The sequence below is a fragment of the Pseudooceanicola sp. genome (genome assembly GCF_041987405.1).
Taxonomy (GTDB): Bacteria; Pseudomonadota; Alphaproteobacteria; order Rhodobacterales; family Rhodobacteraceae; genus Pseudooceanicola.
Window position 1 is genome coordinate 964,861 of sequence record NZ_JBHIWR010000001.1, and the last position, 19,903, is coordinate 984,763.

Genomic DNA, 19,903 nt, shown 5'->3' on the forward strand with positions numbered 1-19,903 from the left:
AGACCTCTCAAAAAAGGCCCGCCGCGCCCCCTACCCTGCGTCCGTGCGCCCCCGACGGTCCATGCGGAGCGACGCGTAGAGGACATGGGTCCGCCAGCGCCCGTCGATCTGCAGATAGCTCTGCGCCACGCCCTCGTATTTGAAACCGCAGCTTTCCAGAAGGCGGCGCGAGGGGGTGTTTTCCGGCAGGCAGGCGGCCTCGATCCGGCTGAGGTCGAGGCGGTGGAAGGCGTGGTGGACCACGGCGTTGATCGCCTCGCGCATGTAGCCCTTCCGGGCGAAGCGTTCGCCGGTCCAGTAGCCGATGGTGCCGGCCTGGGCCGGGCCGCGGCGGATGTTGTCCAGGGTGATCGCCCCGACCAGCGCATCGTCGTCGCGGCGGAAGAGGAAAAGCGGCACGGCCGAGCCGTTGGAGACCGAACGCTGCGCCCAGTAGACCCGGTTGGTGAAGGCGCGGCGCGACAGGTGATCCGACGCCCAGGCGGGTTCCCATTTGGTCAGGTAGGCCTGGCTTTCCAGGCGCAGGGCGGACCAGGATCTGTGATCTCCGTGAACCGGCGGACGGAGCGTCAGGCGCTCCGTCTCGATCTTCACCTTGCGCCGGTTCAGGATCATCAGGCCGCGCGCTTTTGGCTCAGGGTGGCGTGGTCCGGCGCATCCTTGACCGGGCCGTAGTAGGCCAGCGCCATGGGGGCACGGACGGCCATCTGTTCGGCGTAGCGGCGCAGGTCGGTCCGGGTGACGGCCTCGATCTTTTCGACCACGCGGTCGAGGGCCGGGACATGGCCCCAGATCTGCACCATCCGCGCCATCCGTTCCGCGCGCGACGACGGCCCCTCCAGCCCCATGAGGAGGCCCGCCTTCATCTGCGCCTTGGCGCGGGCGGTTTCCTCGTCGGAGAAGTCTTCGGCGGCGCGCTTCATTTCCTCGATGGTGATCCGGGCCAGATCCGCCATCTGATCGCCCGCCGTGCCCGCATAGACGGTGGTCATGCCGGTGTCGGTATAGGCGCCCGCCTGCGCGAAGATCGTGTAGCAAAGCCCGCGTTTTTCACGGATTTCCTGGAACAGGCGCGAGGCCATCCCGCCGCCCAGGGCCGAGGCATAGACCTGTGCGACATAGGCATCGGCATGGCGGTAGTCGGGGCTTTCGAAGCCGATGGCGACATGGGCCTGTTCCAGGTCCTTGACCGTCCGGCTTTCGCCGCCGACGAAGCTGGCATGGCCTGCGGGGGCGGCGTCGATCGGGGTCATGTCGCCGAATAGCCGTTCGGCCATGGCGACGATGGTGGCGTGGTCCACATCGCCCGCGGCCGACAGGATCATCTGGCCCGGCCCGTAGTGTTCCTTGACGAAGGTGGCGAGGTCGGCGCGCTGGAAGCTGCGGATCCGCTCTTCGGGGCCCAGGATCGTGCGGCCCAGCGGCTGCTCCGGATAGGCCTTTTCCTGCAACCAGTCGAAGATAATGTCGTCTGGTGTGTCGAGAGCCTGACCGATTTCCGACAGAATGACCCCGCGTTCCACCTCCAGCTCCTTCTCGTCGAGGGTGGAGTTGCGCAGGATATCGGCGATGACCTCCAGCGCGAGGGGTACATCGGCGCCGAGGACCCGGGCGTAATATGCGGTGACCTCGCGCGAGGTATAGGCGTTCATGTAGCCGCCCACGTCCTCGATCGCCTCGGCAATCTGCACCGGGCTGCGCGTCGCGGTGCCCTTGAACGCCATATGTTCAAGAAAATGCGCAACGCCGTTCTGTTCGATCCGTTCGTCCCGGCCACCGGCGTCGACCCAGATGCCGATAGTTGCGGATTGCAGGCCCGGCATCCGCTCGGTCACGATGCGGAAACCGTTCGACAGGGTGTGAAGTTCAGGTGTCAATTCGCGATATTTTCCCGGATGAGATGTTGGATTTCGCCGAGGTCGTTTTCCACCCTTGTGACTCTTTCGTCCCGATCAAAGAGATCGGCCATGCGCGGCGGCAGGCCGGGGCGGTGGCCCGTCGCGGCCTCAACCGCGTCGGGGAACTTCGCCGGATGGGCGGTGGCGAGGGTGATCATCGGCACGGCGGGGTCGAGGCACTCCTCGGCCACTTTCACACCGACGGCGGAGTGCGGGCAGAGAAGCTCGCCGGTCGTCGCGCGCAGGCGCTTGATCGTGGCGGAGGTCTCCTCCTCCGACGCGCGGCCGGAGAGGAAGAGGTCCTGCAGGTGCTGCAGCGCGCCCTGACTGACGGAGAAACCGCCCGACTTGAGTTCGTCCATGAGTTGCGACACGGCCTTGCCGTCGCGGCCATAGGCGTCGAACAGCACGCGTTCGAAATTGGACGAGACCTGGATATCCATCGAGGGGCTGATCGAGGGGATCACGCCGTCGGGGATGTAGTCGCCCGTCGTCAGGCAGCGGTGCAGGATGTCGTTCTGGTTCGTCGCGACCACCAGCTTGTCGATCGGCAGGCCCATCTTTCGGGCGATGTAGCCCGCGAAGATGTCGCCGAAGTTGCCCGTGGGCACGGTGAAGCTGACCTTTCGATGCGGCGCGCCCAGGGCCACGGCGGAGGAGAAGTAATAGACCACCTGCGCCAGCACCCGCGCCCAGTTGATCGAATTCACACCGGCCAGCCGGACCTCGTCGCGGAAGGCGTGGTCGTTGAACATGTCCTTCACGCGGGCCTGGCAGTCGTCGAAATGGCCGGTCAGGGCCAGCGCGTGGACATTCGCCTCCGACGGGGTGGTCATCTGGCGACGCTGCACCTCCGACACGCGGCCATGCGGGAACATGATGAAGACATCGACCGCGTCCAGCCCCTTGAAGGCCTCGATCGCCGCCGACCCGGTATCGCCGGAGGTCGCGCCGACGATGGTCACCCGGTCGCCGGAGCGGCTGAGCGAGGCCTGGAACAGCTGGCCGATCAGCTGCATGGCGAAATCCTTGAAGGCCAGCGTGGGGCCGTGGAACAGCTCCAGCAGGAAATGCCCGCTGTTCAGCTGGACCAGCGGCGCGCGGGCAGCATGGCCGAAACCGGCGTAGGCCTTGGCGATGATCTCGCGGAATTCGTCGTCGGTGAAGGCATCGCCCAGGAAGGGGCGCATGACGCGGAAGGCGACTTCCTCGTAGGGCTGGTTGGCCAGGGCGGCAATGTCACTGTGGCTCATCACAGGGATGTCGGCGGGCACATAAAGGCCACCGTCGCGGGCCAGCCCGGTCAGCATCGCCTGTTCGAAGGTCAGGTCGGGGGCCTGGCCCCGGGTCGAAATATAGTTCACGTCACATCGCCCTTCTTCGCACTCACCGTGCGATAAATCAGATAGGCCGTCATGGCCAGCCAGATCGCCGCGAGAGAGAACCAGGTGATGGCGTAATTTCGGTGATCGTTCGGGATCCCCTCGGTCGTGACGGGCACCGGGGTGACGGCGCCCGGATCATAGCTGACCTCGGAGGCGACGATCAGCACCGGTTCGGTCCCCAGGGCGGCGGCCATGGCGGCAACATCGCGGGCGAACCACAACCCGCCGGTGATGTCCGGGGCGGGGGTGAAGCTGTCGCTTTCATCGGGCCAGAGCAGGTTGCCGCGGATCGACACCTCCCCGGCGGGGAGGTCGGGCGCGGTGTCACGGTCGCGCAGGAACCCCCGATCCACGAGGACGGAGCGGTCGCCGGTCTCGAACCGCTGGATCAGGCGGTGGCCGGGGCCGATCTGCTTGCGGCTGCCCAGAACGCGCAGGCCGGTTTCGCCGAAGCGGCCGGTCAGGGCGACGGGCAGGTATTGGTCGGTCTGCGCATACGGCACCACCGGCAGGGCCTCGGGGCTTTCGCCGATCCGGGCCTCGATGGCGGCGAGGTAGGATTCCTTCCACTCCAGCCGCCGCAGCTGCCAGGAGCCGAGGGCGAGCAGGATCGCCACGCCGCCAATGCCGAAGACCAGTGGTCCGATGAGTTTTCTCAGCATTCTCTCAGCCTTCAAAGTCGAAGGCGCGGAGCCCTGCCCCGCGCCTTCCCGTATTTCAAGCCCGGGGCGTCAGCCCGCAAGTGCTCAGCCGCCCCAGACGTAGACCGCAGCAAAGAGGAACAGCCAGACGACATCCACGAAGTGCCAGTACCAGGCGGCCATTTCAAAGCCGACGTGGCTCTTCGGCGTGAAGTGGCCTTTGTAGACACGGGCCAGGCAGACGATCATGAAGATCGTTCCGATGATGACGTGTGCCCCGTGAAAGCCCGTCGCCATGAAGAAGGTCGCGCCGTAGATGTTGCCGGAGAAGCCGAAGGCGGCATGGCCGTATTCATAGGCCTGAAAGACGGTGAAGAGCACGCCGAGCGCGATGGCCAGCCACAGGCCCCATTTCACATCCTGGCGGTTGTCTTCGTGCACCAGGGCGTGGTGCGCCCAGGTCAGCGCCGCGCCGGAACACAGCAGGATCAGCGTGTTGATCAGCGGCAGGTGCCAGGGGTCGAAGGTTTCGATCCCCGCGGGCGGCCAGACGCCATCCTTGATCGGGGACATTTCGCCCATGGGGTACATGGCGTGCTTGAAGAAGGTCCAGAACCAGGCCGAGAAGAACATGATCTCGGACATGATGAACAGGATGAAGCCATACCGCAGGCCGATCTCGACCACCGGGGTGTGATCGCCGACGTTGTTTTCCTTCACCGTTTCGGCCCACCAGCCGAACATGGTGTAAAGCACGGCCACCAGACCGATCAGGAAGATCCAGGGGCCGCTGTCGTGCATCCACTGGACGGCACCAAAGAGCATGACAAAGGCACCGGCCGCCCCGATGAAGGGGTAAATCGACGGTGTCAGAATGTGGTAGTCGTGATTTTTCTCATGCGCCATATCGGAGCCCTCGTTCCCTCGCCTGAGGTCTTAGTTTATATCGCTCGACTTCTCCGTCGCAAGCTGGGCCTGTTCGACGGGGAGATCGGTTTCATAGAACGTGTAGCCAAGCGTGATCGACTTCACGTGTTTCGCATCGCGGTCCTCGACCATTTCGGGGTCCACGTAGAATGTGACGGGCATCTGCACGGTCTCTCCGGGCTGGAGCACCTGTTCGGTGAAGCAGAAGCATTCAATCTTGGTAAAGTAGCCGCCTGCGTCATAGGGGAAGACATTGTAGCTGGCCGTGCCCGCGACCGGACGGTCGGTCGGATTGTGCGCCTCGTAGAAGGCCAGGCCGGTTTCGCCGATGCGCAGCTCCATCTCGCGCTGGACCGGTTTGAAGGTCCAGGGCATGCCGCTATCGACGGTGGCGTCGAAGCGCACCTTGATGGTGCGGTCGAGGATCGTGTCCGACGCCGCGTCCGCCTCCTGCGTGACACCGCCAAAGCCGGTGACGCGACAGAACAGATCGTAGAGCGGGACGGAGGCAAAGCCGAGCGAACCCATCACGAAGACGACGCCAACTGTCGTCAACACGGTTTTCCTGGGTCCGGAAAGCGCCATCAGTTGCCCCCCTGTTCCAGCGCCGAGGCGGGTTTGAGCTGACCATTGTCCAGGCGCAGGGGGTCCTGCGTGACCTTGACGATGGTCAGGCCGAAGACGAGCGAGACGAAGACCGCCAGCACGATGCCGAGGCCGAGGTTCCGGCTCCACCGCCGCTTGTGCAGCTCATGCGGTTCGCGGAATGCCATCACCATCCCCCCATGCCCCAGGGCCGCAGCGCGGCCTCTGCCAGGATGGCGCCGAAATGCACGAAAAGGTACAGAAGGGAGAAGGCAAAATAGCGCTTTTCGACCTTGTATTTGTCGGCTTCGGCCGAGGTTTCGTCACGGCGCAGGATGTCCCAGGCGCCCTTGACGAAGAGGGCGTTCATGATGACGGCGGCGGTCAGGTAGATCGGGCCACCGACAGCGGTAAAGGCCAGCCCGACGGCCAGCGCGGCCAGCGGGAAAGTATAGGCGAAGATATGGCGGCGGGTGGTGCGGCGGCCGTGGGTCACGGTCAGCATCGGCACACCGGCCTTTTCGTAATCGGAATTCATGAAGAGCGCGAGCGCCCAGAAGTGCGGCGGGGTCCAGAGGAAGGTCAGGCCGAACATCAGCACCGACGCCAGCGTGATATCGCCGGTCACGGCCGCCCAGCCGATCATCGGGGGGAAGGCGCCGGCGGCCCCGCCGATGACGATGTTCTGCGGGGTCCAGCGCTTCAGCCACATGGTGTAGATGACCGCGTAGAAGAAGATGGTGAAGGCGAGCAGACCGGCGGCGACCCAGTTGGTCGCGAGGCCCAGCATGATGACCGAGAAGCCCGAGAGGGTCAGGCCGATGGCCAGAGCCTCTTCCGGCTGGACGCGGCCAGAGGGGATGGGACGGCCGGAGGTGCGTTTCATCACCCGGTCGATATCCGCGTCGTACCACATGTTCAGCGCGCCGGAGGCCCCGCCGCCGATGGCGATGCAGAGCACGGCGAAGAAGGCGATGAAGGGATGGACCCCGCCCGGCACGGTCGCCGCAGCGGCGATCAGACCGACCGCGGCGGTGAACACGACCAGCGACATGACGCGCGGCTTGAGCAGGGCGACATAATCGCCGAACTGCGCCTCGCCCGTCTCTGTCTGCGTCTCAAAGCTCGCGTCAGTCATTCAGGTTCCGTTCGTCTGGCTGGCGGGCCTGTTGGCCCCTCCGGCGGGATGGCCCGGGGCGCGTGCCCGGGCAGCGGATCAGCTGTTCAGCGCTTCGGGGTCGACGTATCCGCCGGCCTCTTCGCTGGCGGCGAGCCATGCGTCGTAGACCTCCTGGCTGACGACCTTGACGGTGATCGGCATGTAGGCGTGGTCCTTGCCGCAAAGCTCGGAGCACTGGCCAAAGTAGACGCCTTCCTTTTCGGCGGCAAACCACAGCTGCGCGAGGCGGCCGGGAACGGCGTCCTGCTTCACGCCAAAGGCCGGCATGGCCCAGGAGTGGATCACATCGGCGCCGGTCACGGTCATGACGACGGTGGCGCCGACGGGCACGACAACGGCGGTGTCCGTGGCCAGCAGGAATTCATCGGCGTTATAGCCCGCGGCCTCGAGCTTGGCGGCCATAGCGTCGGAATTGACATAGGCGGCGGCCCCGGCGTCCTCGTCTTCGGAGGTCATCGTGGCGGGCTGGCCGATCATGTAGGCGTCATAGGCCAGGCCGGATTCCGTATCGGTGTATTCGTAGCCCCAGTACCACTGATAGCCCGTCACCTTGATGTTGACGTCCCCCTCGGGGAAGGTCTGTTCCTTGAACAGCGTCGGCAGGGAGAAGGCGCCGATAAAGACAAGGATCAGGATCGGAATGATCGTCCAGGCCACTTCCAGCGGAGAGTTGTGGGTGAAGGTGCCCGGGGTCGGGTTGGCCTTGCGGTTGAAGCGGAAGATCGCGAAGAGCAGCAGGGCGCTGACCAGGATCACGATGGCCGTGATGATGTAGAGGATCATCTGATCCAGCCACTGCAGGTCGCGGGCGATAGAGGTCACCGCCTCCTGGAACCCGAGGCCGCCCGGCGTGGGTTTGCCGATGGCTTCAAGGTCCTGCGCCATGGCGGGAAAGGCTGCGGCGGAGGCCATGAGGGCCGAGAGGCTCGTGATTTTGCGCATGTGACACCCTGATCTTGAAAGGCTCTTGTCCGATCTTCGGGCGATTTGCGGAATCCGCGCACCGCCCGTTGTTTGACGAAGTCTAAAACCATATTCTTCCCGACAGCACAATAATCGCGCATGTGGCAAACGGCCGCTTTTTTTGATCTGGATCAAAAAATTCCGTCGCACAGGGCGCCGCCGAGGAGGCCATAGGCATGACTGACACCCCTTTCCGACCCTTTGAAACCCTGCTGGACGAGGGCCGCGCGCTGGCGATCCTGCGGGAGGCCGTCGCGGGCGGGGATGACGGAGAACTGTTTCTGGAGCGCAAGCGGTCGGAAATGCTTCATTTCGACGATGGCCGGGTGAAAACGGCCAGCTACGATGCCTCCGAAGGGTTCGGGCTGCGCGCGGTGCGGGGCGAGGTGTCGGGCTATTCCCATGGCACCGACATTTCTGAATCCGCCTTGAAACGCGCGTCGGAAACCGCGCGACTGGCCGTGGGCGACGGCGGCGGCACCATGGCCCCTGCCCCGCGGGCGACCAACCGCAAGCTCTATACAGATGCGGATCCGATCGCCGGGGCGGATTTCCCCGTGAAGGTCGAGACCCTGCGCGAGATCGACGCCTTTGCCCGCGATCTGGACCCAAGGGTGGTGCAGGTTTCGGCGACGATCATGGCCTCGCTGCAGGAGGTGGAGATCCTGCGCCCCGAAGGCGGGATCGTGCGGGATGCGCGGCCGATGGTCCGGGTGAACGTGTCGGTGATCGTCGAACAGAACGGGCGGCGCGAAAGCGGCACGGCGGGCGGCGGGGGACGTGTCGGCCTCGACGGGCTGCTCGATCCGGCGGATTGGGAGGCCAAGGCACGCGAAGCGCTGCGAATCGCGTTGGTGAACCTCGACGCGGTGCCCGCGCCGGCGGGGATCATGGATATCGTGCTGGGCCCGGGCTGGCCCGGCATCCTGCTGCACGAGGCGATCGGTCACGGGCTGGAGGGCGACTTCAACCGCAAGGGGTCCTCGGCCTTCGCGGGTCTGATGGGCCAGCAGGTGGCGGCCAAGGGCGTGACGGTGCTCGATGACGGCACGATCCCGGACCGGCGCGGGTCGATCACCGTGGATGACGAGGGCACGCCCTCGGGCAAGAACGTATTGATCGAGGATGGGATCCTCGTCGGCTACATGCAGGATCGGCAGAATGCGCGTCTCATGGGGGTCGAACCGACCGGCAACGGGCGGCGCGAAAGCTACGCCCATGCGCCGATGCCGCGGATGACCAATACCTACATGCTGGGCGGCGAGGCCGCGCCGGAGGAGATCGTGGCGGAGATGAAGGACGGCATCCATGCGGTCGGGTTCGGCGGCGGGCAGGTCGACATCACCTCCGGCAAGTTCGTCTTCTCCTGCACCGAGGCCTACCTGGTGAAGGACGGCAAGCGCGGCGCCCCGGTCAAGGGCGCGACGCTGATCGGGGACGGGCCGCAGGCGCTGACGCGGATCCGGGCGCTAGGCAATGACATGGCGCTGGACCCGGGCATGGGCAATTGCGGCAAGTCGGGCCAATGGGTGCCCGTGGGCGTCGGCCAGCCGTCGGTGTTGATCGGCGGGCTGACCGTCGGCGGATCGGCATGATGGGGATTGCCTGGCTGCGGACCCGGCGGGATGTGCCGCTCGGTCTCGGTCGGATCACCATCGCGGGGGCGATCACGCTCTTCGGCCCGCCCCTTGTCGGCATTCTCCTTGCCTTGATCGGGGGAGCAATCAGCCCCAGCCAGAACAACCTCGTTTTCGGCACCGGATTTGTGGTCTTTTACAGCGTGATGTTTTCCTGGGCGGGTCTGCTGCCGGGAATGGCACTGCACTGGGGGGCCTGGCGCCTGGGATGGGGCGGCTTTCTACCCTGCCTCGCACTGGCAACCGCGCTCGGGCTGCTTCTGGCGGAATTCGTGGGGCCTCTGGCGTGGATTTTCGGGATACCGTTGGCGGCGATTTACTGGTGGACGCTGCGCTGGCTCTCTCCCGGCAGCTTCCGGCCCGCCGCGGTCCGCGCACCGTCGGCAATGGGTGATTAACCAAGCGATTCACGGTTAATTAACCGCCTGATCCTATACCTGATTCCGCAAGCAGGCGGAGTTGCATCGGTCGTGGACTATCATCCTTCCACTCACCCCCCACTCCCACCCACCTCGGAAGATGACCGGCTGGCGTGGCTTCGCCTCTTGCGCTCCAGACGGGTCGGGATCACGACCTTTTATCGGCTGCTGCATGAGCACGGCACGGCCCAGGCCGCGCTGGCGGCCCTGCCGGAGGTCGCCGCCCAGGCGGGGGTGCGCGACTACAAGGTCTGCTCCGAAACCGATGCCATGACAGAACTGCGCGCCGGACAGGCGGCGGAGGCGCGGCTGGTCATGATCGGCACCGCTGATTATCCGCCGGAGTTGCTGGATGTGGCGGACCCGCCGCCGCTGCTGTGGATCAAGGGACAGACCGAGGCCTTGCACCGCCCGATGATTGCCGTGGTCGGGGCGCGCAATGCCTCCTCCCTTGGGCTGCGGATGGCGCGGGCCATCGCCAAGGATCTGGCGGATGCGGGCTTTGTCGTCGTGTCCGGCCTGGCGCGCGGCATCGACGCGGCCGCCCATGCCGCCGCTTTGGACAGCGGCACGGTGGCGGTCATGGCCGGCGGGGTGGATGTCCTCTACCCGGCGGAATCGGCCGAGATCGGGGAAAAGATGCTGTCTTCCGGCGCGCGGGTTTCGGAAATGCGCATGGGGCAACAGCCCCGCGCGCAACATTTTCCCCGGCGCAACAGGCTCGTCTCCGGCCTCGCCCGGGCGCTGGTGGTGGTGGAGGCGGCGGCAAAATCCGGCAGTCTGATCACCGCCCGCACCGCCCTAGACCAGGGGCGGGAGGTGCTGGCGGTGCCGGGCCATCCCTTCGACGCGCGGGCGGCGGGATCGAACATGCTGATCCGGGACGGGGCGATCCTCGTCCGGTCGGCGACAGACGTGATCGAGGCTTTGCCCGGACCGGAGGCGGAGGATCAGGTGGTCGAATTGCCCCTCGCCCCCCCGCCGGAGACGCGCAGCCTGCGGGACACGGCCGCGCTTCACCGACAGATCCTCGACCGGCTCGGTCCGACGCCGCTGGCCGAAGATCAGCTGATCCGCGATCTGGACAGTGCCGCGCACCACGTCACCCCCGTCATCACCCAGTTGGAGATCGAGGGGGCGGTGCGGCGCCAGGCTGGCGGCCTGCTGTCCCGTGTGGCCAAGGCGTAGGGGATAGGGCCGCGCGACGCAGCCCGGCCCGGCGTCCGCGTGCCTGCCCACCCCGCAAATGACCTGACGCTGCGATCAATTTTCCGGCCATCCGCCCACGCATTGACATTCCACCCTTGCGGGCCACATGGTCCGCCGCCATATAGCTCGCCCAGAGTGAGAGAGGATGTTTCATGCCAGTCGTTGTTGTCGAATCCCCAGCCAAGGCCAAGACAATCAACAAATATCTGGGGTCGGATTACACGGTGCTGGCGTCCTACGGGCACGTCCGTGACCTGCCGCCCAAGGATGGTTCGGTCGATCCGGAGCATGAATTCGACATGAAATGGGAGATCGCCTCGGACTCGCGCAAGCACGTCAAGGCGATCGCCGATGCGCTCAAGGATGACAACGCGTTGATCCTCGCCACCGACCCCGACCGCGAGGGGGAGGCGATCAGCTGGCACCTGGAAGAGGCGCTGCGCAACCGCAAGGCGATCAAGAAGGACACGCCGGTCAGCCGCGTGGTCTTCAACGCGATCACCAAGACCGCCGTGACCGAGGCGATGCAGAACCCCCGACAGGTCGACGGCGACCTGGTGGAGGCCTACCTCGCCCGCCGCGCACTGGATTACCTCGTCGGCTTCAACCTCTCCCCGGTGCTCTGGCGCAAGCTGCCCGGGGCGAAATCCGCAGGCCGGGTGCAATCGGTCTGCCTACGCCTGCTGGTCGAGCGGGAGATGGAGATCGAGGCCTTCCGCGCCCGGGAATATTGGTCCGTCAAGGCGCTGCTGGCCACGCCGCGCGGGCAGGAGTTCGAGGCGCGGCTGACGGTTCTGGCGGGCAAGAAGCTCGACAAGTACGACATCAAGGACGCCACGGCGGCGGAAATGGCGGTGCAGGCCGTCACCTCCCGCGATCTCTCGGTCGCCTCGGTCGAGGCCAAGCCCGCCACGCGCAACCCTTCCCCGCCCTTCATGACCTCGACCCTGCAGCAGGAGGCGTCGCGCAAGTTCGGCATGGGCGCCCGCCAGACGATGCAGGCGGCGCAGCGGCTCTACGAGGCGGGGCACATCACCTATATGCGGACCGACGGGATCGACATGGCGCCGGAGGCGGTCAGCGCCTGCCGCGACGCCATCGGTGGCCGGTTCGGGGCGGACTATGTGCCGGATCAACCGCGCGTCTACAAGAACAAGGCCAAGAACGCGCAGGAAGCGCACGAATGTATCCGCCCGACGGAAATGACGGCGGATGCGGACAGCCTGCGCCTGACCGACGCCGACCAGAAAAAGCTGTACGACCTGATCTGGAAACGCACCCTGGCCTGCCAGATGGCCAGCGCCCGGATGGAACGCACCACGGTCGAGATCGCCTCGCGCGATGGACAGGTCGGGTTGCGCGCGACCGGTCAGGTCGTTCTCTTCGACGGGTTCCTCAAGGTCTATGAAGAGGGGCGCGACGACGTCGAGGAAGACGATGACAAGCGCCTGCCGCAGATCTCCCAGGGCGATGCGATGGCCAAGAAGGACATCACGCCCGAACAGCATTTCACCCAGCCACCGCCCCGCTACACCGAGGCGACGCTGGTCAAGCGGATGGAGGAACTCGGCATCGGGCGGCCCTCCACCTATGCCTCCATCGTCACTACGATCCAGGACCGGGGCTATGTGCGCAAGGACAAGAACCGGCTGATCCCCGAGGACAAGGGGCGGCTGGTGATCGCCTTCCTGGAGAATTACTTCCGGAAGTATGTGGAGTATGACTTCACCGCCGATCTGGAGGAAGAACTCGACGACGTCTCCGCCGGGTCGCGGGATTACAAGGATGTGCTGGGCCGGTTCTGGCGCGATTTCTCCGCCGCGATTGCGGAGACGTCGGAGCTGCGCATCACCGAGGTTCTGGAAAAGATCAACGAGGTGCTGGAGCCGCATCTCTTCCCGCCGCAGCCCGACGGGTCCGATCCGCGCGTCTGCCCGAACTGCGGGGCCGGGCGGCTGTCGATGCGCACGGCGCGCTCCGGCGGGGCGTTCATCGGTTGTTCGAACTACCCCGAATGCCGCTACACCCGCCCCTTCGGCCCGCCCGATGCGGAGGCGGAGGCCAGCGCCATCCCGCCCGAGGGCAAGTTGCTGGGCAAGGATGAGGGCGACGAGATCCGCGTCTTCAAGGGCCGGTTCGGGCCTTATGTCCAGCGCGGCCCGGTGACCGAAGAGAACAAGAAGCCGCCGCGCCAGTCGGTGCCCAAGGACTGGGTGCCGGAGGATCTGACGCTGGAACAGGGCGTCATGTTGCTGACCCTGCCGCGCCTGATCGGGACGCATCCCGAGGACGGGGTGAACGTCTGGGCCAATATCGGGCGCTACGGGCCTTATATTAAACATGCCGACACCACCTCCGACCGGGGCGGCACCAATGCCAATCTCGACGGGATCGACGAGGTCTGGACCGTGGGGATGAACCGCGCCGTGCAGCTGCTGGCCGAAAAGGTGGCCAGCCGTGGCGGACGTGGCGCGGCGGCCAAGGTGCTGAAAGAGCTAGGGGATCACCCGGATGCGGGCGGCAAGGTCGCGGTGATGGAGGGCAAATACGGGCCCTACGTCAAGTGGGAGAAGATCAACGCCACCCTACCCAAGGAGACCGATCCCGAGACGCTCACCATGGAGCAGGCGGTGGAGCTGATCGCGGAACGCGCTGCCAAGTCGGGCAAGAAGGCCCCGAAGAAAAAGGCGGCTCCGAAGAAGAAGGCCGCACCCAAGAAGGCTGCAAAGAAGGCCGACTGATTGCCTGCCCCGGCCCCGCGCCGGGGCCTCTCGCGACCGTGTACCCGGGCCCTGACTGACCGAGATGACGCGTCCCAAGTGACGTTGTCGTCATAGACCACATCCGCGCAGACGCGACTGGTCGTGGGGTCCCGGCTCGGGGGCCGGGACAGATTCGTCCCCGGGGCGCCATTGCGTCCAGACAATCTCGGTGTTGCGGCGCGGAACATATCCCCTCAAGTGAATGTGAGTGGCCATTCGTCCCCGCGCCCTTCAAGTGTCCCGGTAAAACCCGAACACGCAGGCATAATGATGACACGTCCCCCACTCCACACGCGCCGCCATGTCCTGATCGGCGGCGTCCTCTCCCTCGCCGCCCCGCAACTGCTGCAGGCCCAGACCCTGCCGGAAGAGCCGCAGGCGCCCGTCCGGCACAATGTCTCCAGCTTCTCCTCACAGGATTGGCGCGATCATTTTGATGACCTCGGCAAGGGGGCCATCCTCTGCGATACCATCAGCCGCGCGCTGCACTACTGGTCTGCGGATGAGAGCGATTACCGCGTCTACCCGACCTCCGTACCGCGCAGTGACGAGCTGACCAAGCGGGGCTACACGAAGATCGTGCGCAAACGGGTCGGGCCGGACTGGACCCCGACCGCAAGCCAGAAGGAACGGTTCGGCTGGACCTACATGCCGCCGGGGCCGGACAACCCGCTTGGCACCCATGCCATGTATCTCGACTGGCCCGCCTATCTGATCCACGGCACGCATGACACGCGCAAGATCGGGCGGCAAAGCTCCGACGGCTGTATCGGGCTCTTCAACTCCGCCATCGCGGAGCTCTTCGAGATCACGCCGATCGGGACCCAGGTCCGGGTGATCTGAGCCGCGGCGAACACCGGCAGATCGGGTGAAAACGCCCCGATCCCGCCCGGTTTGCCCCGCATCGCGGGCCGGGTTATTCCGCAGCGCGGCAAAACATTGACTCTTGCCCCCTCCCCCGCCATCACCGTGGCAACCATTCAGGAGGACCCCATGAAAAAGATCTATGGCTCCGCAGCAGAGGCGCTCGACGGCCTGCTGTTTGACGGGATGTTCATTGCAGCAGGCGGGTTCGGCCTCTGCGGTATTCCCGAACTGCTGCTCGACGCGATCAGGGAGGCCGGGACCAAGGACCTGACGTTCGCCTCCAACAATGCCGGCGTGGACGACTTCGGCATCGGCATCCTGCTGCAGACCAAGCAGGTGAAGAAGATGATCTCCTCCTACGTGGGCGAGAACAAGGAATTCATGCGCCAGTACCTGTCCGGCGAACTCGAACTGGAATTCAACCCGCAGGGCACACTGGCCGAGCGCATGCGCGCCGGTGGCGCGGGCATTCCGGGCTTCTACACCAAGACCGGCGTCGGCACCCAGATCGCCGACGGCAAGGAACACAAGGATTTCAACGGGGAAACCTATATCCTGGAAACCGGCATGTTCGCGGATCTGTCCATCGTCAAGGCGTGGAAGGCCGACGAGACCGGGAACCTCGTCTTCCGCAAGGCCGCCCGCAATTTCAACCCGCCTGCCGCGACCTGTGGCAAGGTCTGCGTGGTCGAGGTCGAGGAGATTGTGCCGACCGGATCGCTGGACCCCGATCACATCCACCTGCCCGGCGTATACGTCCACCGGATCATCCAGGGCGAACATGAGAAAAGGATCGAGCAGCGGACAACACGTCCGGCCGCGTGACGTAGCGTTCCCGGAACTATGGACGGACCAACGGGTTTTCGTCACATGACTATGGACGGAGAACATAACACCGGCGTTCAGCCGATCAGCCACGCTCAGGCCTTCGAGACCCTTGCCGGGTCAAACGTATCTATGGTGCTGGCGGACCCCAACCTTGACGATGTGCCGATCGTCTATGTGAACCGCGCATTCGAGCGGGTCACAGGATATGCGGCGGCCATGGCCATCGGACGCAATTGCAGGTTCCTGCAGGGGCCGGACACGGATCCCGATGACGTGAAGCGCCTGCGCGAGGCCATCGAGGCGCGCGAGGACGTGACGGTTGATCTGCTCAACTATCGTGCGGACGGGACGGAGTTCACGAACCGGCTCATGATGACGCCGATTTTCGAAAAGGACGGCAAGATACGCTTCTTCCTCGGCATTCAGAAGCCTCTGTCGCAGCTTGAGGACATGCTGTCACCCAATGCGGTGCGCCATGCGATGCGGGAAGTCCAGCATCGCGTGAAGAACCACCTTTCGATGATCGTGTCGATGGTGCGCATGCAGGGCCGGTCGGCGGGCGATGCGCGCAGCCAGTTCGATACGCTGGCCCGCCGGATCGAAAGCCTGCAGGTGCTGTATCAAGAGCTGTCGAATCCGGAACGCAAACGCAATATGGACACGGTTTCCGTCGGCACCTATCTGGCCCGTCTTGCGGCCGCGACGCAGTCGCTGGACGGTCGCGCCGGGATCAAGGTGAATGTGAATGTCGATACCGGGGACATCCTGACAAACGATGCCTCGACTTTGGGTCTGATCGTATCGGAGGTGCTGACCAATGCGCTTCAACACGCGTTCATCGGGCGGGAAACCGGCACGATGGAACTGCGCGGTCAGTCATTGAACGAAGGGCATTTTCGCGTCATCGTATCGGATGACGGCATCGGCTTCCCCGAAGGCGCAATCTGGCCGGGTCGCGCCGGAACCGGGGGAAATATCATGAACGGGTTGATCGGCCAGCTTGGCGGGTCGGCGGATGTGACAAGCGGCAAGGCGGGTACCGTCGTGACGCTGGACTTCCCCGGCCTGATCAGACGGCCCTAAGGGACAGGAGAAAAACATGCCCTGGGACAGAAACCAGATGGCCGCACGCGCGGCAGAGGAACTGGAAGACGGCACCTATGTGAACCTCGGGATCGGCATCCCGACGCTGGTGTCGAACTATGTCGGTGACAAGGACATCACGCTGCAGTCGGAAAACGGCATGCTCGGCATGGGCCCCTTCCCCGTCGAGGGCGATGAGGACCCGGACCTGATCAACGCGGGCAAGCAGACGATCACCGAACTGCCGCGCACCGCCTATTTCGACAGCGCGACGTCCTTCGGCATGATCCGGGGCGGCAAGATCGCGGCGGCGATCCTCGGTGCGATGGAAGTGGCCGAAAACGGCGATCTGGCGAACTGGATGATCCCCGGCAAGCTGGTGAAGGGCATGGGCGGGGCGATGGACCTCGTCGCCGGGGTGCAGCGCGTCATCGTCGTGATGGATCACACCAACAAGGCCGGTGAAACCAAGGTGCTCAAACAATGCACCCTGCCGCTGACCGGGACGGGCGTGGTCGACCGGATCATCACCAACCTCGGCGTGCTGGACGTGGTCGAGGGCGGGCTGAAAATCGTCGAACTGGCCGACGGCGTGACCGAGGAGGAGCTGCGTGCCTCCACCGAGGCGACGATCGTCTGACCCCTTTCTCGCTTTGAAGATCCAAGGGGCGGTCGCCGTGGCCGCCCCTTCATCTTTCCAGAAATACTCTCGCCGAAGGCCAGGCCGCAGCGCGGCCTCCCGGCTCAGGGCTGGCGGAAGGCGCAGCCGTCGGTGGCCAGTTCCGGCGGTGTCAGGCAGAGCCCGCGCGCCACGGCGAAGGCGGCCAGCACCTTGGGCACATAGTCACGCGTTTCGGCGTAGGGCGGCACGCCGCCATGTTTGCGCACCGCGTTTTCGCCCGCGTTGTATCCGGCGAGGGCCAGCAGCGGATCGTTGTCGAAATCCTTCATCAGTTGATCGAGGTATTTCACACCGCCCCGGATGTTCTGCGCCGCATCCAGCCGGTCCGCGACGCCGAAACGCTCCGCCGCCGCGGGCATGAGTTGCATGATCCCCAGGGCCCCTGCCCCGCTTTTTGCATCCGCCCGCCCCCCGGATTCGACCGAGATCACCGCGAGCGCCAGTGCGGGGGAGACGCGGGTGCCAATGGTGGACATCAGGATGTACGGGCCGTAGCGGTCGGTGATCGCCAGAAGGTCGCTCAGTCGCGGCTCCGGGACGGTGTTGCCTGTCGGCGGGTTGGACAGGCGCACCAGGGCCGGGGTCAGCCGATCCGGGGCAGAGGCAGTGAGGTCAGGTGAAATGTCCTGCCAGAACCAATCAAGGGCCGCGGCGGCAACGGCGGCCTGCGGCTGCGTTGCCTTCTCCTCGCTCTTCTTTTTTGGCTTCGGCAACGGTTCGGTGATCTGCACGGTGATGCGCTTGCCACCCGACCGGCTCGGCGGGGTGACACGCTTGAAGGTGAAGTCCTCGAAGGCCGGAGGATCGGCCGCGACCCGCGCTGACACGGCGGGCAATGCGGCAAGGCCTGCGATCAGGACCGTGACCGGAAAATATCGGCGCATGTTGTCGCCTGTTTTGTGTCTGCTCGTCTTTGCGGGAAGTTTCGCAGAATCCGGAGCGTCGGGCCAGCCCGGCGGAAAGCGGCGTTGCATTTTCGCAATAGACGGGCGGTGACGGCCGCCGACACAGCCGCAGAACTGTTGGTTTTTATATTTTAATTCAAATGCTTATAACTTATTCCAGCAGATATTAGGTTTCTTTAATTTCGTGCCATTCATGCCCAAATGCTGCCCAAATTGGCAGGCTATATGTCGCTGTGCCGCGAAGGTGGTGCCTGTGGAAGAGAGCCGTGGGTACTGGATAGCCAAACGGAACACTGACACATCGACATGATCCTCTGGAGGGACACGACATGATTAATTTCTTCAAGAACTTCCGCAAGGACGAGCTCGGCGCCGTTACGGTGGACTGGGTTGTTCTGACCGCAGCCGTCGTTGGCCTGGGCGTTGCCGCCTACGGTTCGATCAAGACCGGCACCACGACCCTGACCGGCAATGTCGGCACCTACATGGGCTCGATCTCCCCGGGTTCCCAGTAAGTCTGGCTTCGGCTTGAAAGACGCAAACGGGCCGTGCCTCACCAGGCGCGGCCTTTTATCTGGCGGGCCAGGCCGGAACTCAGGGCCGCCGTTCCGAACAGGGTAGTGATCATGAAACGCAAGGTTTTCAAGTTTCTGACCGCCGAAGACGGTGCAGTCACAGTCGACTGGGTCGTGCTTACGGCCGGGATGGTGACGGTCATCGTGTTGATCTTCGCTGCGGTGAAGGACGACACACTCGGTCTGGCGGACAATATCAGTTCCTACATGGCGTCGCAGTAACCGATGCACTGTCGTGGCATCGGGGACATGCCATGACAGAACCCAACACTGTCCCTTCTTTGGCCACAATCCCCTGGGAATATGAAAGCGGAGAGTGGTGGGTGGACCCGTCCACTACAGGTGAGACAAAGGAAAAGAACCATGCGAGCAGTATTCGGATTGGTACTTATCGTCGGCATCGGCCTGGCCGGGTTTGCCGTCATGATGGTCCAGGACTTCCTGGCGCAACAGGCCCAGATGGCCGAAGCCCAGGCCGTGCCCGAGGCCGTTCCGACCAAGATGGTCTATGTTGCGAAATCACAGCTGAAATACGGCGACGAGATCACGAAATCCAACGTGCGCCGTATCGAATGGCCCGAGGCTGCCATGCCGGAAGGCGTCTTCTTCGAAGAGGCCGCCCTCTTCCCGGAAAACGATCCGCGTCCGCGCTATGTGCTGCGTGCGATGGAGCCGAACGAAGCCGTGATGGAAGTGAAGGTCACCCAGCCCGGCGAGGATGCCGGCCTTACTTCGCGTCTTGTCAAAGGGATGCGCGCCTTTGCCATTAAGGTTGATGTGGCGTCCGGCGTGTCGGGCTTCCTGCGCCCCGGTGACCGCGTCGATGTTTACTGGACCGGCCGTGTCGACGGTGTGGACCGTGCCTCCTCCGGCGAGGTGACCAAGCTGATCGAAACCGGGATCCAGCTGATCGCGGTGGACCAGATGGCCAATGGCGACCATTCCGAGGCGATGATCGCCCGGACCGTCACCGTCGCCATCAACCCGCAGCAGGTCGCATCGCTGGCCCAGGCCCAATCGACCGGACGGCTGTCGCTGTCGCTGGTCGGTAACCTGGACGACACAGTCGCCGAGGCGATCGAGGTTGACCAGCGTTCCCTGCTCGGCCTGGCCGACGCACCGCAGATCCAGGAAAAGCGCGAAGCCCCGCAACGGGAGATCTGCACCATACGGACCCGCCGCGGTGCCGAGGTCGTGGAGACCCCGATCGCCTGCAACTGAGAGCGAAATTCCTGCAATCACGACAAAGCCGTAGGGTGCGCCCTGCGGCTTTGCTGCATCAGGAAAGCGGTGAAAGGCTTTGATTCTTGCATGAAATCGGAAATTGGCGCAGTATGCCGACAACACACGGGCAAAA

General features: G+C 64.7%; 21 protein-coding genes. 11 read left to right on the forward strand and 10 right to left on the reverse strand.

The annotated features are described in order from the left end of the window. Positions 1-30: 30 nt before the first annotated feature. From ACFC2Y_RS04295 to coxB, 9 genes are all read right to left on the reverse strand, one after another. Entirely contained in the window at positions 31-615 is a 585-nt protein-coding gene (locus ACFC2Y_RS04295) for a GNAT family N-acetyltransferase (protein ID WP_375175288.1), read from the reverse strand. After that, entirely contained in the window at positions 615-1,877 is a 1,263-nt protein-coding gene (locus ACFC2Y_RS04300) for a M16 family metallopeptidase (RefSeq protein WP_375175287.1), read from the reverse strand. Before ACFC2Y_RS04300 ends, ACFC2Y_RS04295 begins: the two co-directional genes overlap by 1 nt. Next, a complete protein-coding gene (gene thrC / locus ACFC2Y_RS04305) occupies positions 1,874-3,262 on the reverse strand; it encodes a threonine synthase (protein ID WP_375175286.1) in 1,389 nt (462 codons plus the stop codon). The genes ACFC2Y_RS04300 and thrC overlap by 4 nt, the downstream gene beginning before the upstream one ends. Further along, a complete protein-coding gene (locus tag ACFC2Y_RS04310) occupies positions 3,259-3,945 on the reverse strand; it encodes an SURF1 family protein (RefSeq protein ID WP_375175285.1) in 687 nt (228 codons plus the stop codon). Before ACFC2Y_RS04310 ends, thrC begins: the two co-directional genes overlap by 4 nt. A gap of 84 nt (positions 3,946-4,029) precedes the next feature. Continuing rightward, complete coding sequence (locus tag ACFC2Y_RS04315) at positions 4,030-4,830, reverse strand: cytochrome c oxidase subunit 3 (protein WP_375175284.1); 801 nt, start codon at positions 4,828-4,830, stop codon at positions 4,030-4,032. A gap of 30 nt (positions 4,831-4,860) precedes the next feature. After that, the gene (locus ACFC2Y_RS04320; protein WP_375175283.1) at positions 4,861-5,436 is read right to left on the reverse strand and encodes a cytochrome c oxidase assembly protein; all 576 of its coding nucleotides are present in this window, start codon (positions 5,434-5,436) and stop codon (positions 4,861-4,863) included. Further along, positions 5,436-5,624, reverse strand: a complete 189-nt coding sequence (locus tag ACFC2Y_RS04325; RefSeq protein WP_375175282.1) for a hypothetical protein — start codon at positions 5,622-5,624, stop codon at positions 5,436-5,438. Before ACFC2Y_RS04325 ends, ACFC2Y_RS04320 begins: the two co-directional genes overlap by 1 nt. After that, a complete protein-coding gene (gene cyoE / locus ACFC2Y_RS04330) occupies positions 5,624-6,574 on the reverse strand; it encodes a heme o synthase (protein WP_375175281.1) in 951 nt (316 codons plus the stop codon). Before cyoE ends, ACFC2Y_RS04325 begins: the two co-directional genes overlap by 1 nt. Before the next feature lie 78 nt (positions 6,575-6,652). Next, positions 6,653-7,558: a cytochrome c oxidase subunit II gene (gene coxB, locus ACFC2Y_RS04335; RefSeq protein WP_375175280.1), complete on the reverse strand. Its 906-nt coding sequence runs from the start codon at positions 7,556-7,558 to the stop codon at positions 6,653-6,655. A 197-nt stretch (positions 7,559-7,755) separates the two neighbouring features. Between coxB and tldD the strand changes: the two genes are divergently transcribed. The 8 genes from tldD (at position 7,756) to ACFC2Y_RS04375 (ending at position 17,024) form a co-directional block, all read left to right on the forward strand. After that, positions 7,756-9,174: a metalloprotease TldD gene (tldD, locus tag ACFC2Y_RS04340; protein WP_375175279.1), complete on the forward strand. Its 1,419-nt coding sequence runs from the start codon at positions 7,756-7,758 to the stop codon at positions 9,172-9,174. Continuing rightward, entirely contained in the window at positions 9,171-9,614 is a 444-nt protein-coding gene (locus ACFC2Y_RS04345; protein WP_375175278.1) for a hypothetical protein, read from the forward strand. The genes tldD and ACFC2Y_RS04345 overlap by 4 nt, the downstream gene beginning before the upstream one ends. A 72-nt stretch (positions 9,615-9,686) precedes the next feature. Further along, positions 9,687-10,823, forward strand: coding sequence for a DNA-processing protein DprA (gene dprA / locus ACFC2Y_RS04350; protein ID WP_375175277.1), 1,137 nt, complete (start codon positions 9,687-9,689; stop codon positions 10,821-10,823). Between the two features lie 173 nt (positions 10,824-10,996). Then, positions 10,997-13,585 (forward strand): type I DNA topoisomerase, encoded by a 2,589-nt coding sequence (gene topA, locus ACFC2Y_RS04355; RefSeq protein WP_375175276.1) that lies wholly within the window; start codon positions 10,997-10,999, stop codon positions 13,583-13,585. Between the two features lie 288 nt (positions 13,586-13,873). After that, complete coding sequence (locus ACFC2Y_RS04360; protein WP_375175275.1) at positions 13,874-14,449, forward strand: L,D-transpeptidase; 576 nt, start codon at positions 13,874-13,876, stop codon at positions 14,447-14,449. Between the two features lie 150 nt (positions 14,450-14,599). Next, a complete protein-coding gene (locus tag ACFC2Y_RS04365) occupies positions 14,600-15,298 on the forward strand; it encodes a CoA transferase subunit A (RefSeq protein ID WP_375175274.1) in 699 nt (232 codons plus the stop codon). Between the two features lie 45 nt (positions 15,299-15,343). Continuing rightward, complete coding sequence (locus ACFC2Y_RS04370) at positions 15,344-16,384, forward strand: PAS domain-containing protein (protein ID WP_375186101.1); 1,041 nt, start codon at positions 15,344-15,346, stop codon at positions 16,382-16,384. Positions 16,385-16,400: 16 nt separating this feature from the next. Beyond that, positions 16,401-17,024: a 3-oxoacid CoA-transferase subunit B gene (locus tag ACFC2Y_RS04375; protein WP_375175272.1), complete on the forward strand. Its 624-nt coding sequence runs from the start codon at positions 16,401-16,403 to the stop codon at positions 17,022-17,024. A 104-nt stretch (positions 17,025-17,128) separates the two neighbouring features. On the opposite strand, the gene ACFC2Y_RS04380 is transcribed toward ACFC2Y_RS04375, so the two are convergent. After that, a complete protein-coding gene (locus tag ACFC2Y_RS04380) occupies positions 17,129-17,950 on the reverse strand; it encodes a lytic transglycosylase domain-containing protein (protein WP_375175271.1) in 822 nt (273 codons plus the stop codon). Positions 17,951-18,300: 350 nt separating this feature from the next. Between ACFC2Y_RS04380 and ACFC2Y_RS04385 the strand changes: the two genes are divergently transcribed. The 3 genes from ACFC2Y_RS04385 to cpaB all read left to right on the forward strand — a co-directional run bounded on the left by ACFC2Y_RS04385 (position 18,301) and on the right by cpaB (position 19,767). Continuing rightward, positions 18,301-18,486: a hypothetical protein gene (locus ACFC2Y_RS04385; protein ID WP_375175270.1), complete on the forward strand. Its 186-nt coding sequence runs from the start codon at positions 18,301-18,303 to the stop codon at positions 18,484-18,486. 111 nt (positions 18,487-18,597) lie between these two features. Next, a complete protein-coding gene (locus ACFC2Y_RS04390; RefSeq protein ID WP_375175269.1) occupies positions 18,598-18,768 on the forward strand; it encodes a Flp family type IVb pilin in 171 nt (56 codons plus the stop codon). A gap of 141 nt (positions 18,769-18,909) precedes the next feature. Next, a complete protein-coding gene (gene cpaB, locus ACFC2Y_RS04395; protein WP_375175268.1) occupies positions 18,910-19,767 on the forward strand; it encodes a Flp pilus assembly protein CpaB in 858 nt (285 codons plus the stop codon). The last annotated feature ends 136 nt before the right edge of the window (positions 19,768-19,903 follow it).

What these genes read in the sequence shown, in the direction of transcription:
- ACFC2Y_RS04390 (WP_375175269.1), top strand. Translation starts at nt 18,598, where the DNA reads ATGAAACGCAAGGTTTTCAAGTTTCTGACCGCCGAAGACGGTGCAGTC.
- coxB (WP_375175280.1), bottom strand. Translation starts at nt 7,558, where the DNA reads ATGCGCAAAATCACGAGCCTCTCGGCCCTCATGGCCTCCGCCGCAGCC.
- ACFC2Y_RS04295 (WP_375175288.1), bottom strand. Translation starts at nt 615, where the DNA reads ATGATCCTGAACCGGCGCAAGGTGAAGATCGAGACGGAGCGCCTGACG.
- ACFC2Y_RS04325 (WP_375175282.1), bottom strand. Translation starts at nt 5,624, where the DNA reads ATGGCATTCCGCGAACCGCATGAGCTGCACAAGCGGCGGTGGAGCCGG.
- ACFC2Y_RS04310 (WP_375175285.1), bottom strand. Translation starts at nt 3,945, where the DNA reads ATGCTGAGAAAACTCATCGGACCACTGGTCTTCGGCATTGGCGGCGTG.
- cpaB (WP_375175268.1), top strand. Translation starts at nt 18,910, where the DNA reads ATGCGAGCAGTATTCGGATTGGTACTTATCGTCGGCATCGGCCTGGCC.
- ACFC2Y_RS04360 (WP_375175275.1), top strand. Translation starts at nt 13,874, where the DNA reads ATGATGACACGTCCCCCACTCCACACGCGCCGCCATGTCCTGATCGGC.
- cyoE (WP_375175281.1), bottom strand. Translation starts at nt 6,574, where the DNA reads ATGACTGACGCGAGCTTTGAGACGCAGACAGAGACGGGCGAGGCGCAG.
- ACFC2Y_RS04380 (WP_375175271.1), bottom strand. Translation starts at nt 17,950, where the DNA reads ATGCGCCGATATTTTCCGGTCACGGTCCTGATCGCAGGCCTTGCCGCA.
- ACFC2Y_RS04320 (WP_375175283.1), bottom strand. Translation starts at nt 5,436, where the DNA reads ATGGCGCTTTCCGGACCCAGGAAAACCGTGTTGACGACAGTTGGCGTC.
- topA (WP_375175276.1), top strand. Translation starts at nt 10,997, where the DNA reads ATGCCAGTCGTTGTTGTCGAATCCCCAGCCAAGGCCAAGACAATCAAC.
- ACFC2Y_RS04375 (WP_375175272.1), top strand. Translation starts at nt 16,401, where the DNA reads ATGCCCTGGGACAGAAACCAGATGGCCGCACGCGCGGCAGAGGAACTG.
- ACFC2Y_RS04370 (WP_375186101.1), top strand. Translation starts at nt 15,344, where the DNA reads ATGACTATGGACGGAGAACATAACACCGGCGTTCAGCCGATCAGCCAC.
- ACFC2Y_RS04385 (WP_375175270.1), top strand. Translation starts at nt 18,301, where the DNA reads ATGATTAATTTCTTCAAGAACTTCCGCAAGGACGAGCTCGGCGCCGTT.
- ACFC2Y_RS04345 (WP_375175278.1), top strand. Translation starts at nt 9,171, where the DNA reads ATGATGGGGATTGCCTGGCTGCGGACCCGGCGGGATGTGCCGCTCGGT.
- tldD (WP_375175279.1), top strand. Translation starts at nt 7,756, where the DNA reads ATGACTGACACCCCTTTCCGACCCTTTGAAACCCTGCTGGACGAGGGC.
- ACFC2Y_RS04365 (WP_375175274.1), top strand. Translation starts at nt 14,600, where the DNA reads ATGAAAAAGATCTATGGCTCCGCAGCAGAGGCGCTCGACGGCCTGCTG.
- ACFC2Y_RS04315 (WP_375175284.1), bottom strand. Translation starts at nt 4,830, where the DNA reads ATGGCGCATGAGAAAAATCACGACTACCACATTCTGACACCGTCGATT.